At 72.2% G+C, this 14673-nt stretch carries 16 protein-coding genes and 1 pseudogene; 6 read left to right on the top strand and 11 right to left on the bottom strand.

Translation table 11 applies throughout. From position 1 onward, the window contains the following. Positions 1-35 precede the first annotated feature (35 nt). The 3 genes from ACFVDM_RS21590 to ACFVDM_RS21580 all read right to left on the bottom strand — a co-directional run bounded on the left by ACFVDM_RS21590 (position 36) and on the right by ACFVDM_RS21580 (position 2852). Positions 36-173: a DUF397 domain-containing protein gene (locus ACFVDM_RS21590; protein WP_383642214.1), complete on the bottom strand. Its 138-nt coding sequence runs from the start codon at positions 171-173 to the stop codon at positions 36-38. A gap of 112 nt (positions 174-285) precedes the next feature. Continuing rightward, positions 286-1761 (bottom strand): hypothetical protein, encoded by a 1476-nt coding sequence (locus ACFVDM_RS21585; RefSeq protein ID WP_383642211.1) that lies wholly within the window; start codon positions 1759-1761, stop codon positions 286-288. 119 nt (positions 1762-1880) lie between these two features. Next, entirely contained in the window at positions 1881-2852 is a 972-nt protein-coding gene (locus ACFVDM_RS21580; RefSeq protein WP_383642208.1) for a helix-turn-helix domain-containing protein, read from the bottom strand. Between the two features lie 341 nt (positions 2853-3193). On the opposite strand from ACFVDM_RS21580, the gene ACFVDM_RS21575 reads away from it, so the two are divergent. The 3 genes from ACFVDM_RS21575 to ACFVDM_RS21565 all read left to right on the top strand — a co-directional run bounded on the left by ACFVDM_RS21575 (position 3194) and on the right by ACFVDM_RS21565 (position 5615). Further along, positions 3194-3973: a MerR family transcriptional regulator gene (locus tag ACFVDM_RS21575; protein WP_383642453.1), complete on the top strand. Its 780-nt coding sequence runs from the start codon at positions 3194-3196 to the stop codon at positions 3971-3973. A 172-nt stretch (positions 3974-4145) separates the two neighbouring features. Continuing rightward, the gene (locus ACFVDM_RS21570) at positions 4146-4598 is read left to right on the top strand and encodes a peptidoglycan-binding protein (RefSeq protein ID WP_383642205.1); all 453 of its coding nucleotides are present in this window, start codon (positions 4146-4148) and stop codon (positions 4596-4598) included. Positions 4599-4763: 165 nt separating this feature from the next. Then, positions 4764-5615 (top strand): RCC1 domain-containing protein, encoded by an 852-nt coding sequence (locus tag ACFVDM_RS21565; protein ID WP_383642202.1) that lies wholly within the window; start codon positions 4764-4766, stop codon positions 5613-5615. Positions 5616-5702: 87 nt separating this feature from the next. On the opposite strand, the gene ACFVDM_RS21560 is transcribed toward ACFVDM_RS21565, so the two are convergent. The 5 genes from ACFVDM_RS21560 to ACFVDM_RS21540 form a co-directional block, all read right to left on the bottom strand. Next, positions 5703-6812, bottom strand: coding sequence for a bile acid:sodium symporter family protein (locus tag ACFVDM_RS21560; RefSeq protein WP_383642199.1), 1110 nt, complete (start codon positions 6810-6812; stop codon positions 5703-5705). Positions 6813-6814: 2 nt separating this feature from the next. Beyond that, on the bottom strand, positions 6815-7072 hold the full coding sequence (locus tag ACFVDM_RS21555; RefSeq protein ID WP_383642196.1) for a hypothetical protein: 258 nt from the start codon (positions 7070-7072) through the stop codon (positions 6815-6817). Then, positions 7069-7932: an oxaloacetate decarboxylase gene (locus ACFVDM_RS21550; RefSeq protein ID WP_383642193.1), complete on the bottom strand. Its 864-nt coding sequence runs from the start codon at positions 7930-7932 to the stop codon at positions 7069-7071. The genes ACFVDM_RS21555 and ACFVDM_RS21550 overlap by 4 nt, the downstream gene beginning before the upstream one ends. Before the next feature lie 369 nt (positions 7933-8301). Then, positions 8302-8970, bottom strand: a complete 669-nt coding sequence (locus tag ACFVDM_RS21545; protein WP_383642190.1) for a DUF6193 family natural product biosynthesis protein — start codon at positions 8968-8970, stop codon at positions 8302-8304. Positions 8971-9325: 355 nt separating this feature from the next. Continuing rightward, entirely contained in the window at positions 9326-9721 is a 396-nt protein-coding gene (locus ACFVDM_RS21540; protein WP_383642188.1) for a PPOX class F420-dependent oxidoreductase, read from the bottom strand. A gap of 106 nt (positions 9722-9827) precedes the next feature. Here ACFVDM_RS21540 and ACFVDM_RS21535 point away from each other — a divergent pair, with 106 nt between their 5' ends. Then, positions 9828-10211: a winged helix-turn-helix transcriptional regulator gene (locus ACFVDM_RS21535; protein ID WP_383642185.1), complete on the top strand. Its 384-nt coding sequence runs from the start codon at positions 9828-9830 to the stop codon at positions 10209-10211. Positions 10212-10291: 80 nt separating this feature from the next. Here the strand turns inward: ACFVDM_RS21535 and ACFVDM_RS21530 are convergent, their stop codons facing one another. Together ACFVDM_RS21530 and ACFVDM_RS21525 are read right to left on the bottom strand one after the other, a co-directional pair. After that, positions 10292-11113, bottom strand: a complete 822-nt coding sequence (locus tag ACFVDM_RS21530; RefSeq protein ID WP_383642182.1) for a hypothetical protein — start codon at positions 11111-11113, stop codon at positions 10292-10294. A 164-nt stretch (positions 11114-11277) separates the two neighbouring features. Next, positions 11278-12129 carry a hypothetical protein gene (locus tag ACFVDM_RS21525; protein WP_383642179.1) on the bottom strand — a complete coding sequence of 284 codons (852 nt, stop codon included), beginning with the start codon at positions 12127-12129 and terminating at the stop codon, positions 11278-11280. 85 nt (positions 12130-12214) lie between these two features. Here ACFVDM_RS21525 and ACFVDM_RS21520 point away from each other — a divergent pair, with 85 nt between their 5' ends. Further along, a complete protein-coding gene (locus ACFVDM_RS21520) occupies positions 12215-12664 on the top strand; it encodes a DUF3592 domain-containing protein (protein ID WP_383642177.1) in 450 nt (149 codons plus the stop codon). Positions 12665-13137: 473 nt separating this feature from the next. After that, a pseudogene (locus tag ACFVDM_RS21515) lies at positions 13138-13329 on the top strand (hypothetical protein); the annotation flags it as partial. On the opposite strand, the gene ACFVDM_RS21510 reads toward ACFVDM_RS21515, so the two are convergent. Next, a complete protein-coding gene (locus ACFVDM_RS21510) occupies positions 13289-14590 on the bottom strand; it encodes a cytochrome P450 (protein ID WP_383642174.1) in 1302 nt (433 codons plus the stop codon). The pseudogene ACFVDM_RS21515 and the gene ACFVDM_RS21510 overlap by 41 nt on opposite strands. Between the last annotated feature and the right edge of the window lie 83 nt (positions 14591-14673).

Here is a 14673-nt window from a genome sequence, read left to right as displayed (position 1 = left end):
GCCGCCTCGGCTGTCCGGCGGGCCCCACACATGTCCTACTCCGCCGAGGCGAGGCCGACGAACCCGGCCCAGGCGTTGCGCGAGACGCGGAGGACGGGTCCGGCCGCGACCGCGACGCAGTCGCCGCCCTCGGCTCCGCTGTGGCCGCTCCTGAACCAGGCCGGTGACGACACGTGGCGTTCATGGCACTCCCGAAACCCTCTCGACGGATGCTGATGAACGGTTGATCCCGTGGCGGTCCTCGCTCGTGTCCCGTGCGACGCCGTCAATGCGCGTGAGCGCCCCTCACAGCCCGGCCAGGGCGAGCAGCCGGTGCATGGACGCGAGGGGCAGGGCCGGGTTCGCCGCCGCCGTGGCCGCGACGTGTTCCGACGGGTCGGCCAGGAGCCGTGTCAGGTCGTCGGGCGGCAGCCGGGGATGGGCGGCGACGGTGCGGCGGACCACGTCGTCCGGGTCGGTGGCCAGCCGGCGGATGACGGGGAGGGGCAGGTCGGGGTCGCGAGGGGCGAGTTGTCGCATCCGGGGATCGGGGTCCGTGGCCAGGCGGCGGAGTGCTTCCGGCGGGAGGGGGAAGTCGTCGGCCGGTCGCCACAGGACCCGCTTGTCCGGCCGGTGGGTGCGATCGAGCCGCTCGGCGGTGGCGGGGTCGATCCGGTCACGGGCATGGAGGGCCATGGTCGTGCGGACGCTGCTCTCCTCGTCGTCGAGCAACCGGGCCACGAGCGGCGGCGGAAGGCGGTCGGACATCGCCGCCGAGGCGCGGAAGCAGACATAGGGCGAGTCCGCGTACGGCACGGGATCGGCCGTCACCCAGGCCGGCCGAAGGGCCCGCAGTTCCGCGCGGGCCACCTGGTCCATGACCTCGCGCTCGAACGCGACATCGTCCAGGGACTCGGCGTGCGTGAGCCAGTCACCCGGGGGTGTGGAGGGGGAGTGGATCCGGTCGTGGATCCTCGCCCGGACCGGCTCAGGGGTGTCCTCGCGGGCGAAGACACGGACGGCGACGCGCGGATCGGGGTCCTGGGCGAGTGCGTCGCGCAGCGCGGAGGGCAGATCGGGGTGTGCCGCGAGTGCGATGCGCACCTCGTCGTCGGGGTCCTCGGCCAGCCGGTGCGCGGTGGCGGTGTCCAGCGTGCAGTGGCGCACGGCACCGGCGCGGGTGACCGGGTCGGCCAGCAGGCGCGGGACGAGGTCGGGAGGCGGAACGGGATGGGGGAGCCGGCGGAAGTAGGTGGCGCAGGCCGCCGCCCGTACGGAGTCTTCGGGGTCGGTCAGCAGCCGGCGGCGTACAGGTTCCGGGGCCGCCGTCCACCATTGGGCCACCGCCGCCCGGACCTCCGGGCTCGGGTCCGCCGCCAGCCGGGTCCGCAGGTCGTCCGGCGTGTGATCGTTCTCGGCCAGGTACTGGCGGACCTGCTGGTCGCCGTCGTCGAGCAGCCGCTCGTACAGTGCGCGTGGGGAGCCCTCCGCCGCCACGGCCACGGCCCTGCGGATCGAGGGGTCCGCATGGCCCGCGAGGATCATCCGGAAGGCCGGTGGGAGACGGCGGTTCAGGGCGAGCGAGTGGGTGAGCCAGTGATCGTCCACGGCGATGATCTCGGCGATCACGTCCTCGCTCAGGTCCGGCCGCTTGGCCACCTGGCCGAGGCCCTTGCGGCGGCCGAGGAACCGGCGGACGAGCTCGGCCGGCAGCGCGGGGTTCTTCGCGAGCCCGTCCAGGACCGGGTCGAGGTGGACGGGCGGGGGTACGTCGTCGGGCACGGAGGGCATCGGCATCTCTCGGCTTTCAGTGGTTCCGGCGGGGACACGGCCAGGGCCGTCACGGTTCGGGCGGTGATGACGGAGGCGACAGGTCCACGGCCGTCACGGCTGCGGCGGCCTCAGCCGTGCGGCTCCCGGCGGTGGTGCTCCTCGCGATAGGCGCGGGGCGACATGCCGTACGCCTGCTTGAAGACCTTGCTGAAGTGCGCGGCGTTCACGAATCCCCAGCTCCGGGCGATGGCCGCGATGGTGCGCAACCGCCCTGCGGGACCGGCCAGTTCGCGGGTACAGGCCTCCAGCCGGCGGGCCCGGATCCAGTCGCCGAGGCTGATGCCGGCGCGCGAGAGGACGACGTAGAGGTGGCGTACGGAGATGCCGTGCGCGGCGGCGATGCGGGCGGCCGACAGATCGGGGTCTGCCAGATGCTCGCGGATGTACTGGGTGATCCGCAGGGAGAGCGTGGCTTCGAGGGGCTCCTTCGCCAGGCCGGCGTCGCCGTGCTGGGTGATCAGGACGGCTCTCAGCAGTTCGATGCTGGGGGCGACGACGGCCGACGCCGGGCCGGAGCCGCGCAGTTCGTCACTGTCGGCGAGCTGGGAGAAGTAGGTGTACGCCAGGCGGGCGAGTGGATTGCCGGCCCCCAGCGTCACCGTGGTGGTGTCCCGGAGCAGCCGGTCGGGGAGCGCCAGCGCCGTGAGCGGCAGGCGCAGGAAGTGGTGGTCGACCCCCTCGTCGAAGAGCAGGGTGTACGGGGCGTTCGACTGGAAGACCGCGAACTCGCCGGGCCGCACGACGCATTCGCGTCCGTACTGCGCTCCCATGCTGGTGCCCCGCACCTGGAGGCTGAGGAAGAGCGACGGTTCCTCGTCCTTGCGGACCAGCCGTTCCGTACGCCGCAGCGTGACCGCCGTCGAGCGCGCCGTGCACACCCGGAGCGGGCCGACGGTGCCGACCTCCATCCGGGCCCGGATCTCGTTGCAGGGCGGCCGGTGGTCGATGTCGACGACCACGATGGAGTCCCACACCGCGTGCCGGATCACCTCCTCGCGGTCCTGCGGCGGTATGTACGCGGTGTCCAGCCCCGTACTCATACGGCCGCGCCCGGCCCGTGATCCGCCCGAAGGCGCTCCGGTACGTCGGCGTTTCCTCTCTCCACGCCTCCCCCTCCTCACGGACGTTCTCCGACACGAGTGTGGAGGACTCGCCCGTGCTGTGCAACGGCCGTGGTCAGTGGTGCGGGTGTGACCAGCAGGCGTTTGGTGATCAGTGATCGGCGGCGTACTCGTACGGGAACGCCGGCCCCGACCACCGGCCGCCCCCCGCCACCACCCCAGTCGCTCCGTGGCGACTTGCGGTTGCCGCAACGGCAGCTTCTACGGTCGTGACCGGGGCCGGAAGAGCCGGCCCCGTGAGGCGGGAGCGAGGGGAGACGATGGTGGACCGGCCGAGCGCGCGCACGTGGCCCATCGCGGAGGTGGCCAGGATGTCCGGGGTGACCGCACGGACCCTGCGGCACTACGACGAGACCGGCCTCCTGCCGCCCGCCGGGACCGGGAGCAACGGTCACCGCTACTACGGCGAGAGCCAGCTCCTGCGGCTCCAGCAGATCCTGGTCCTGCGCGAGCTGGGCCTGGGGCTGGAGGACATCGGCCGGGTGCTGGCGGAGCAGATCGACGAGGTGGACGCCCTGCGCGGCCACCACCGGCGGCTCCTCGCCGAACGGAACCGGCTCGACACCCTGGCCGCCACCGTCTCCCGCACGATCGCCGCACTGGAACAGTCCAGGAAGGACGACGCCCCCATGACCGTCAACCGGCCCGAGAACCTCTTCGAAGGCGTACAGCCCGCCCAGTACCAGGAGAGCCTGCGCGACTTCCCCGCCCACGCCGAACGCGTCGCCCGGCACGTCGAGGGCCTGAGCCCCGAGGCCGTCGAGGCGGGCCAGCGCGAACGCACCGCCCGGATGATCCGCATCGCCGAACTCCGCGCCGCGGGCCACGCCCCCGGCTCCGCCCCCGTCCAGGCCGAGGTCGACAGCCACTACCGCGCGCTCTCCGCCCTCCGCCCGGTCTCCGCCGAGGAGCACCGGGCCATGGGCCGCGCCGTTGTCGACAACCCGGCCTGGTGCGCCGCCTACGAGGCCATCGCCCCGGGCCTCGCCGTATTCCAGCGCGACGCCATCGAGGCCTACACCGCCGACCGGCTCGCCTGAGCCACAGGACGCGTTTCGAGGGGCTCGCCCGGGTCCCGGGACGGTCCGACAGGGGCGGCGGCACAACCGGCACGGTAATCTGCACGCCCGGAACAGCCGCCCGCCCCCGCCGGCCCTAAGGTCCCTGGCTGAGACATCCGCGTACCGCCTCAGCGAGGGAGCTGTCCACGACATGTCCATCAACAAGCGCCTGTACGCCGCCCTGACCGCGGGCGCCCTGACCGCCGGCCTGCTCGGCGTGGCGGGGGCCGCGGCTCCCTCCGCCGCCGCGGCCTCCACCTTCCGGCCCTGCGACGCTTCGTGGGGCTACGAGACCAAGCCCTACTACCACCCGCGCCCCTACCACTTCAACAACGGAGTCAACTCCGGGTGGGAGTGCTACATGTCCCGGGGCAACACGGGGCCCGGCGTCAAAACCCTCCAGCGGGCCATGAACCGCTGCTACGGGAAGTCGCTCACCCTGGACGGCATCTTCGGCGCCGCCACGGAGACCGCCCTCAAATCGGTGCAGGGCAAGCACGGCCTCACCAAGGACGGCAAGTACGGCCCCAAGACGCGGAACGCCATGAACTGGCCCCACTACGTCGAGTCCACCGGTGCGTTCCACCACTGCGGACGCGTCTGAACCAGGTGCCCCCGCAGCCGCGGGGGCACCACTCCTGCCGCATTCCCCCGAAGACCTCGATCCGCGCCCGCCGAGGCGGGCCGGCCGACTACGATCCGGGACACCTGCCGCCGCGCCCCGGACGCCCGGCAGACGGGAATGTCACGACGGGACCAAGGAGGCGCCGTGCCCGTCCACCCGCCCGTACTGGCGGCCGGCCGTCGCCACTCCGCCGCCGTGCGCACGGACGGAACCGTCCTCGCCGCAGGCCGCTCCGGAGCCGCCGAGTGCCGCGTCGCGCCCTGGCGGGACGTCGTCGCGGTGGCCGTCGGCAATGTCCACACCGCCCGCAACACGGGCCGCTCCCACACCGTCGGACTCAGAACCGACGGCACGGTGCTGTCGACCGGCTGGAACGGCGACGGACAGTGCGACACCGCCGACTGGCGCGACATCACCGCCGTCGCCGCCGGCTGGCGCCGCACCCTCGGCCTCCTCGCGAACGGCCGCGTCCTCGCAGCGGGCAGGGGAGCGGAAGGGCAGTGCGACGTACGGTCCTGGCGAGAGATCACCGCGCTCGCCTGCGGCGACTGGCACTCGGTCGGCCTCCGGTCCGACGGCACGGCCCAGGCCACCGGGAACAACCGGCGCGGCCAGTGCGCCGTCGGGACGTGGCACGACCTCGTCTCCGTCTCGGCGGGGTATCTGCACACGGTCGGCCTCCGCGCCGACGGCCGCGCCGTAGCCACGGGAGAACGCACCGCCGGGGCCTGCGCCGTCGACTCCTGGGACCATCTGGTCGCCCTCGACGCGGGCAGCCACCACACCGTCGCCCTCACCGCCTCCGGCCACGTCCTCGCAACGGGCGACAACACCCACGGACAGTGCGACGTCGACACCTGGCACGACATCACCGCCGTGGCCGCCGGCTCGGCCCACACCCTCGGCCTGCGCGCCGACGGCACGGTCCTGAGCACGGGAGACAACGCGGACGGACAGTGCGAGGTCGGTGGCTGGTCGGGGGTGGGGCGGGCCTGAAGGCGGCCACCACGTGCCGAGGGCACGAACGACGGCCGTGGCGCCCTGCACAACGGTGGATCACTCGGACGTACGCTTTCCGGCCGCTCAGCCGCCCGCGACCACGGAGGAGGGGGAGGCCGCCGTTCTCGCGGACTGTTCCTCCGGAGCCGAGACCGACCAGCGGGCGGCCAGCATCGCGCAGACCGTCAGCTGCATCTGGTGGTAGAGCATCAGCGGCAGGACGGCCGGCGCGGCCTGCGCCCCGAACAGCACGGAGGCCATGGGCAGTCCGTTGGCCAGGCTCTTCTGGGATCCGCACAGGACGACCGCGATACGCGAGGGGCGGTCCAGCCCCGCCCACCGGGCCGCGGCCTGCGTACAGACCAGCGCCACCGCGAGCAGCAGCGCCAGGACGACGACCAGACCCAGCAGCCGGCCCGGGGTGACGCTGCTCCAGACGCCCTGGTTCACGCCCGTGCTGAACGCCACGTAGACGACCAGCAGGATGGACGCCCGGTCCACCGGCCCGAGGAACCGCTTGTTGCGCCGGACGAAGGCCTCCAGCCAGGGACGCAGCACCTGCCCGGCGAGGAACGGGGCGAGCAACTGCGCGGCGATGCGCAGTGCCCCGTCCGCGGAGAGACTGGCCTGTGAGCCGATCAGCCAGGCGGCGAGCAGCGGGGTGACCGCGAGCCCGATCACGCTGGAGTACGTGCCGGCGCAGATGGCGGCGGCGACATCGCCCCGGGCGGTGGAGGTCAGTGCCACCGACGACTGGACGGTGGACGGGACGATGCACAGGAAGAGGATCCCCGCGCCGAGTTGAGCGGTCAGCGCATCGGGCGCCAGCCGGAGCACGGCCAGTCCCAGGAGCGGGAACAGGACGAAGGTCGACAGCAGGATCAGCGTGTGGAGGCGGACGCGGCGCATCCCCGCGAGGGTCTCCTTCGTGGAGAGCCGCACACCGTAGAGGAAGAAGAGCAGGACGATCGCCGCCTGCGAGGCGGTGCGGGTGGCCGTCTCGGCCGGGCCCGTGGCCGGCAGCAGCGCGGCCAGCGCCACGGTCGCGGCGAGCGCCGCCACGTACGGATCGACGAACCGGGGCCATCGCGGGAGCAGGGCCCGCCTGGCCTTCCGCGGTGCCGCGCGGGACGGGTCGGGCGGCGCAGGTGGGGCGGGGGTGCCGAGGGTGCCCGGTTTCCGGTGGTCGGTCACCCTCAGTCCTCCCCGTCGTCGGTGCGGTCGGGGTTGATCAGCGTGTCCATGAGGTCCACGGCACTGCCGTCGTGGTCACTGCCCGAAGTGCCGCTGCCCTGATTGGTGTTGGCCGTGCGGTCGATCTCCAGCCAGGAGTCCGCCTCGGAGTTGTCGATGACCGTCAGCTTCAGGTCCCCGGCGGCGGCCGGGGAACCGGCGGCGGCCACGAGGGCCGCCGCCAGGGCCGCGGCGGCGGCCGTGAGGATGCGCAGGGTCACGCGGAGAGCGCCTCTCGCGCGTCGTGGTGCCGGCTGATGTTCAGCTCCAGCAGCTCGGTCGACTCGCGCACCCCGACCTCGCCGGTGTCGCCGGCCTCGGGCAGCCGGCCGTCCGCGAACTGGAGCTCCGCCAGTGCCGTGTCCATCGCCCGGTGCGCGGCGAACAGGCAGGGCGTGCTGTAGATCGCCACGTCGACCCCGAGTTCCGTGAGTTCCGTGAGCGACAGGCGCGGCGACTTCCCGCCCGCGATCTGGTTGAACAGCAGCGGTTTGTCACCGACCACCCGGCGGATGCGTTTGATCCAGTCCACGCTGCGGACGCCGTCCACCAGGACCACGTCCGCCTCGGTCTCGGCCAGTGCCTCCGCCCGGCGCAGGATGTCGGCCTCCTCCGTCGCGTCCGTACGCGCGACCACGACGAGGTCCGTACGGGACGCCAGGACCAGCTCCAGCTTCTCCAGGTACTCCTCCAACGGCAGCACCTGCTTCCCGTCCGCGTGCCCGCACCTGCGGGGTCGCTTCTGGTCCTCCAGGATCACCCCGGAGGCCCCGGTCCGCTCCAGCCGCTGCACCACGTGGCAGGCCACCTCGGGGTCGACGTACCCGTCGTCGATGTCCACGAGCAGATGCTGCCGCGGGAAAGCCCCGCGCAGCCGCTCGACGAATGCCACCATGTCCGGCCACGCGATGAAACCGATGTCCGGCAGGCCGTAGTGGGACGCCGCGAATCCGAATCCGGAAACAAAGAATCCGTTGTAATGCTGGGCGGCGACCGATGCGGAATACATATCGAAGATTCCGATGAGTGGCGTCGTCCTGGACGCGTTGATCTCCTGCCGCAGGACACTTCCGTACGTCATGACTGTTCTCCGTGTGTGTGGGGGGTGGCGGGGGCTTTCCCGGCCGGGGCGCCGAGGCGGCGCCCAGCATGAAGGCGCGCCCCATGGAAGGCGTAGAGGACAGATAGTCGGATGAGAGACCGGAGGTGTGATGGCTTTTCCGTGCGATCAGGAAAAGTGATTGCGGAGCGAATCCCCGGCCACGTGGAAAACCATAGCTTTGCTGTCCGTTTGCGCGCAAGGGAGACTTTTGACCTTGACGTGAAAAAGTCTTTTGTGGATCCTTTTCAACAGTTGAATCCCGACGTTTCTGGAACGTGAAATCGGCAGCTCGTCGATTTATCCGCTCATCACGCGATCCGGTGGTCCGCCGCCGGCGCGCACGTCCCGTCAGAGGTGGCGCGGAGGAACGGCGTCGTCGGGCAGGCCGCGCAGGATCACCGCGACCGCGCCCGCCGCCCCGTCGGCCTCCTGAACCCGGCCGTCGGCGGATCTCACTTCGAACCGGCCCCGGCCGAGCGGTCTGGCCCGTGGGAGGTCATGGCAGACGGGCGGCTCGGCCCGGCGGCTGAAGGTCAGCCAGAACAGGGACCGTCCGGGCGACAGGGCCCTCAACCGCGGCTGTGCGAAGGCGGCTTCGACGAGGTCCCGCCAGTCGGCGTCCTGTCCGCGCGCGGCGGACCGGCGCATCATCCGCCACCGGGCGGGCACGGCCTCACCCCGTTCATGGGCTTCGGCCAGTTCCCACGTCCTCAGGAAGCCCCACCGCGCCACGAGCCCCCGCACCCCGGCCCCCTGGATCCAGGCGCGCAGCGCACCGGCCGCCTCGGCCAGGTCCTGTGTGCTTCCCGAGGCCATGTGCACGTCGCGGGCCCAGCAGTCGACCAGGAAGCAGCGTTCACCGTCGGCCATCAGGACACCCGCCGACCGGTCGTCCGCTCTCACCTCCGCGGCGACGTAGCGCCAGCCCGGCGAGGACGTCAACTCGACCACAAGGGCGGGCTTCTCGCGATCGACCACCGCCTGGAGCGCGCTCCGCAGCGAGCCCGCCTCCGCCACCTCGGGATAGAACGCGGCGTACGCGTGAAGGGGATAGCCGGCATCCGTCGAAGCCGCATCCGTCGAAGCCGCATCCGGACGTGGCGTGTTCTCATCGGACGAATGGTCGACTTCGGTCGCCCTCACGACGGGCAGCTCTTCGGACATACGGCCGAGTGTGCCACCACAGCCCCCTGCCGAGCCCGCGACGACCGATCTGGGGCCCATCGACAAACTGAAGGAACGGGGCGGGGCAGTGTCGCGCGCTGCGGCGGCCCCCGAGAGCCATCCCGCCGGAGTCCACCTCCCCACCGCGCCGCCCCCGGCGCGCCGCCCCCCGACCACCCGCCCCGCCGATCACGACCGGGCGCGGACCCTAGACCGAGAAGCTGTTCACCCTGGTCGGCGTCACGCGGACGATCACCCGGGCTATCTCGTCGGGCTCCGGCGGCGGGGCCTCACCGAGATATCTGAGCGAGAGCGAGAGCGGAAGCTCCTTCGACGGGTCGGGGACGATCTCGGCGGTGCCCCGGAGTTCGACGGAGTGGTAGGGGTTGGCCAGGTCGAAGACGGTGATGCTCACCCGGGGGTCGCGACGGAGGTTGCGCACCTTCGCCCGCCCCTCGGTCGCGGAGAACACCACGGTGTCGCCGTCGCGCCGGTACCACACCACCGAGGCCTGGGGCCCGCCGTCGGCGTTGAGCGTCGACACCGTGGCGAAGTTCTTCCCGTCGAGCAGCGTGCGTGTCGCGTCGTCGAGCGTCGCGGACATGGGGTCCTCCTGGTTCCGTTCGTCCAACTCATGCGCCCCTCGGGGCACTTCTTGTTACGGGAACCATGTTCTGTGACTGTGGAATCCAACGGAAGAAGGCACTTTCATGTCACAGCGGAACATCTGTGTAACCGAGTCGGCCGTGGTCACCCAGGCGTGCCGGGTGCTCGACGTACTCAATCGGGTCAGCGGGAAATGGAGCATCAGCGTTCTCATGGAGGCCCATCACGGACCCGTGCGCTTCACCGAGTTGGAGCGGGCCATCCACGGCATCAGCCGTCGGATGCTCACCCTGACGTTGCGCAACCTGGAGCGCGACGGCCTGCTGACGCGCACGGTGTACCCGACGGTGCCGCCGAAGGTGGAGTACGAGGCGACGGGAATGGCGCGAGAGCTGTACGAGTACCTGGAGGGGCTCACCGCATGGGCCGAGCGGCACGAGCCCGCCGTGGCGGCGTCACGGGAGGCGTACGACCGCGCGGGCGGCTGACCGGGGCGGCCGGAAAGGAGCGCCGCTCGATCACGGGGGACGGGGTGCGCGGGGCGGCCCGGACCGCCCCGCGCCGTCCGTCACATGCTTCCGCCGCCACTGGTGTCCTGTTCGTACGAGCGGCTGTCGGGGTGGTACTCGACGGGGTGCGCCGGGTCCAACTCGACGAGGAGATCACCGTCTTCGTCGCGGCGCACGATCACACGCGTCCCGGGAACAGGGATCTCGTGCGCCCAGGTGTTCACGCGCACGGTGACGGTGTGCTCGGCTCCGTCGTCGCCGTCCCGGTAGCGGACGGGAACGTCACCGCCGTGATTCCACGTCCCCGGATCCGGAAGACCCGTGATCGTCCCCGCGTATGCCGTTCCCGAGGCCCGCAGGCGGAGGATGCGCACGACATCCCTCCGTGCGCGGCGTATCCCCCGCACGGCGAAGGCCCCGGCAACCGCGCAGCCGAACGCTGCTGCTGCCGCCGCCAGCAGGAGGACACCCTCCGCGCCGTTCAGCGCGCCCAGCACCGCGAGCCCCGGCGCGACCCCGCCGAACAGGCCGGCCAGCAGAAGGAGATTGCGCGGCCGCTCCCGCATCATCAGCGGCATGCCCTCGACGTAGACGCCCGCGAACTGGAGCAGCGCGAACCCCGCCGCCGGAACCGCCAGAGCCAGCCACCACCAGGACCCCGCGGACGATCCCCCCGACGGGCCCGAGACCACGAGCCCGGCGCCCACGACCGCCCCCGCGACACCCACGACGAACCCAGCCACGACGAGCCGGAAACGCCGGGTGAAGGACCCGAGCACCGCACCGGCCGGCACGGCGGTGACGTTGCCGCCCCGCTCGCCCCGCGTGGTGAACACCGGCCGGTCCTCGATCCAGGGCCATTCCCCGTCCGGCTGGGCCATCGCCGCCCCCTCCCTCGTCGCGTCTCTTCCGGTCCACCGACGGCAGAGACGTCGCGTCGCCGCTGCGTGGTTCGGTGCGCACGGAATTGATTTGGGGGCGCCCATACCCCATGGGGGGCCGGCGGTCGGCCTGGAAGGGAGCGGCGACAGGCGTCGGCCGGGAGTCAGTCCGTGAAGGCCGGGAGTACGAGTGCGTATGTCCCGTAGTCCATGAATCCCGCGAGGGCGGCGACGACCAGCGACATCACGACTGTGAGCACTCTGTCGCCCGTGGAGGAACAGGTGACGGCGAAGGCGGGGTTGCGCGGGTGGTAGGCGATCCGGACAGTGTTCCCCTTGTTGTGGCCGTGGATGAGGCGGGGCACGCCGTCGGTGGCGGTGAACGTCTGGACGGTGTCGCCGTGGTCCTCCCTGAAGACCTGCAGTCCGTCCACGGTGATGCCGTAGCGGGGCAGGTACCATTCCCGCCAGACCATCGCGCACATCATCGCGGCGCACCAGGTGAGCGACACGCCCGCCGCCCCGAGCAGCAGTGCCGCGACGGCCCGGCTCCAGTCCCCGCCGAGCACCCCCACGACGACGGCGAGGACCGCGGCGGCGGCGCAGCCGGCGTACATCACCTGCTTCCCGTGGGACGGCAGCCCGCCCAGGACTTCGCTGTCGTCGGTGTCCTCTTCGTCGTCAACGACGACCAGGCTCCGGTGCACGACGAGCGTCGCGCCGTCGGCCGTCGCCCCCTGCGCGGCGCGCTCGGGCAGGGCGGCGTTCACCGCGTCGGCGAAGACGCCGGCGGCGGCCGCGCTGACGTCGGTGACGCGGTACACCGTCGGCTCGATCTCCGCCGGGGCAGTCAGCTCCACTGCGAGGCTGCGCCGTTCGGCGTGGACCCGGGCGATCGCGGCGAACGGGATGCGCAGTTCGGAGTCCGGCCGCCGAAGCAGCAATTCCTCACCGGCGGAGCGCAGTTCGGTGCCTCGGTCGCCCCGGAGGACGGGGACGGGCGAAGAGATCGACATGCGCGTGATCGTAAGACGCGAAGGCCCCCTGGTGAAGAGGATGCGGGGGTTTCGGAAGAGACCTGTGGTGCCGTACCGTCCGTCTGTGAACCTGGTGACGACAGTGCTGCTCCTGGCCCTCCTTGCGGCTGCGGCCGTTCTGCTCCTCGGCCTGGCGCTGATGAAGGGCGAAGGGTCGGAGCTGAAGAAGATGACGGAGCTGTACGAGTCCGGCGTCGAGGTGCGGGCGGAGCTGGTCAGCCTGGTGCCGTTCGGCACCAGGGGCTACGCGAGCGCCGTCTACGCGTGGCAGTCCCCACAGGGGTCGGGCCGGTTCAGGACGGGTGCGAGTGTGGGCCCCGCCCACGTGGTCGGTCAGCGGTACCCGCTCGTCTTCGATCCGCGGAACATCAAACGGGTGCACCTGGGGACGACGGTTGCGGTCGGCAGGGAGCGCAGGCGCCGTCGGGGCTACGTCCGCAACGCCCAGCGGATGGCGCTCCTGTCGACCGTGGTCGGCGCCCTGGCGGCGGCGGGACTGGCCCTCAGCCCCTGACGGCACGGCTCCAGCGACTGGCCGCCAACTCACCCGTCCACGACCGCGGGCACCGAAGGGCATCCCCTCTGCGGTTGCGTTGCCACGTCCGCGTACGTCCTGAGCTGCCCGCGAGAGCATCTCCAGCGCCATCGCTGGGCTGGGGGCACCATAGTTCGCGTAGCCCAGAGCGAGAGCGCGCGGCGGAGGGGTTCCAGCCCCTTTTCGCGCACTCCGAGGTCACTCCGTAGGAGGAAGTGGCCTTGTCCCGCTCGCCGCGGTCCCAGGCGACCCACCCGCACCACACACCCGGACTTGGACCGATTTGGGTGCGCAACCACTCCGATCACGTCGCGGACGACGAATCGGGTCCGCTCCTGATGTGCCAGTGGTGGCTTGAGTTCTGGCGCACCGGCCTCAATCTCAGGGTGTTCACCCCCGCCATCCTGCGGCAGAACGCGCGGAACTTCATGCAGGACCCGACGGCCCTCAAGGCCACGCCCGCCGGCTGCGTGAGCGCGGTGACGCCCGCGTCGGGCACCGGCACCCTCACGGCGCTCAACGGCAAGGCCAACAGCGGGTCCGGCACGTGGAAGGCCGGCGTCGACGGATCGGCGTTCGCCGGGGCGGCCCGGGGCACGGTGATCAACGCGTGCGACACGGTGGCCCTGCGCTGGGGCAGCTGACGGGGAGTGGGCGCCGCACGGGCCCGTCCGGCAGGACGGGCAGCGCGGTCAGGCGGCGGTGCAGGTAGCCGCCGCCCCAGGCCAGCTCGGACAGCGGAACCGCCGGGGCCGGCCGGCGCCAGCGGCCGAGCAGCTGGGTCAGGGCCACCGTCAGCTCCAGCCGGGCGAGCCCTGACCCGGGGCAGTAGTGCGGTCCCAGGCCGAAGCTCAGGTGGCGGCTCGCGGTGGAGCGGCCCGGGTCCAGCGTGCCGGGGTCGGCGTGGCAGCGGGGGTCGTGGTTGGCCGCCGCCACGGACAGCAGGACACCGCTGCCCGCCGGGATGACGGTGTCGCCGAATCGGATGTCCTCCAGCGCCACCCGCTTGGTGCCGAAGGAGCCCGGGGTGTCCCAGCGCAGCAGCTCGTCCACGGCGCGCGGGATGCGTCCCGGCTCCTCGCTCAGGCGCTGCCACACCTCCGGGTGGGCCAGCAGCGCCACCACGCTCATGCCCATCGCCTGCACCGTGCTGTCGAACCCGGCGAGCAGCAGCATCGCCAGCAGGGACGCCACTTCGTCCTCGCTCGCGCCGCCCTGTTCCCGCCAGGCGGCCAGGACGCGGGAGACCAGGTCGTCCCCCGGGGCGGCGGACCTGCGGGCCATCTCACCGCGTACGAAGGCGTCGATCCTGGTGACGCTCGCGTCCACCTCGGCGGCGGTGCGGCCGGTCTTGTCCGCGAGGAGCGCCACCGGCTCGTACAGGGCGGCCCGCTCCGCCTCGGGGACGTCGAAGACCTCGCACAGCGAGTGGAAGGCGAAGGGGCGGGCGAAGGCGTCCATCAGCTCGACCGGGCCCCGGCCGCGCACCGCGTCCGCCGCGTCGAGGAGTTCGGCGGCGGTCCGCTCGATCCGCTCGCGGTGGGCGGCCATGCGCGCCGGGGTCAGGGCGGGCGTCGCCAGGCGGCGGATGCGGGTGTGGTCCGGCGGGTCGTAGTTGACGAGGGTCAGGTCGAGTGCGCGGCGGCGCACCGCGGGGTCGGGTGTACGGCCGCCGCTCAGGGAGAGGCGCGGGTCCATGAAGCCGGCCCGCACGTCCTCGGCCCGGGTCACCAGCCACGCCGGGCGCCCGGCCGGTGTCCTGACCCGGATCACCGGGCAGGTCTCCCGGATCTCGGCCAGCACCTCGGCCGGCCGGTCCACGAACCCGGCCCCGAGCGGCTCCGGAAGTCGCGGCCGCCCTGCCGGCACGGGCGCGCCGGCCGTGACAGCGGGTTCGGTTTCCATACGGAGCCGTCCTCTCACATCGCGGAGTGTGCGGCGCACACCGTAGGAACGGCGGGTTGCCCGCCGGTTCGGCCCCGGTGCGG

This window comes from Streptomyces sp. NPDC057682 (assembly GCF_042799575.1).
Lineage (GTDB): Bacteria > Actinomycetota > Actinomycetes > Streptomycetales > Streptomycetaceae > Streptomyces.
This window is presented reverse-complemented; position numbering and strand designations above follow the sequence as displayed.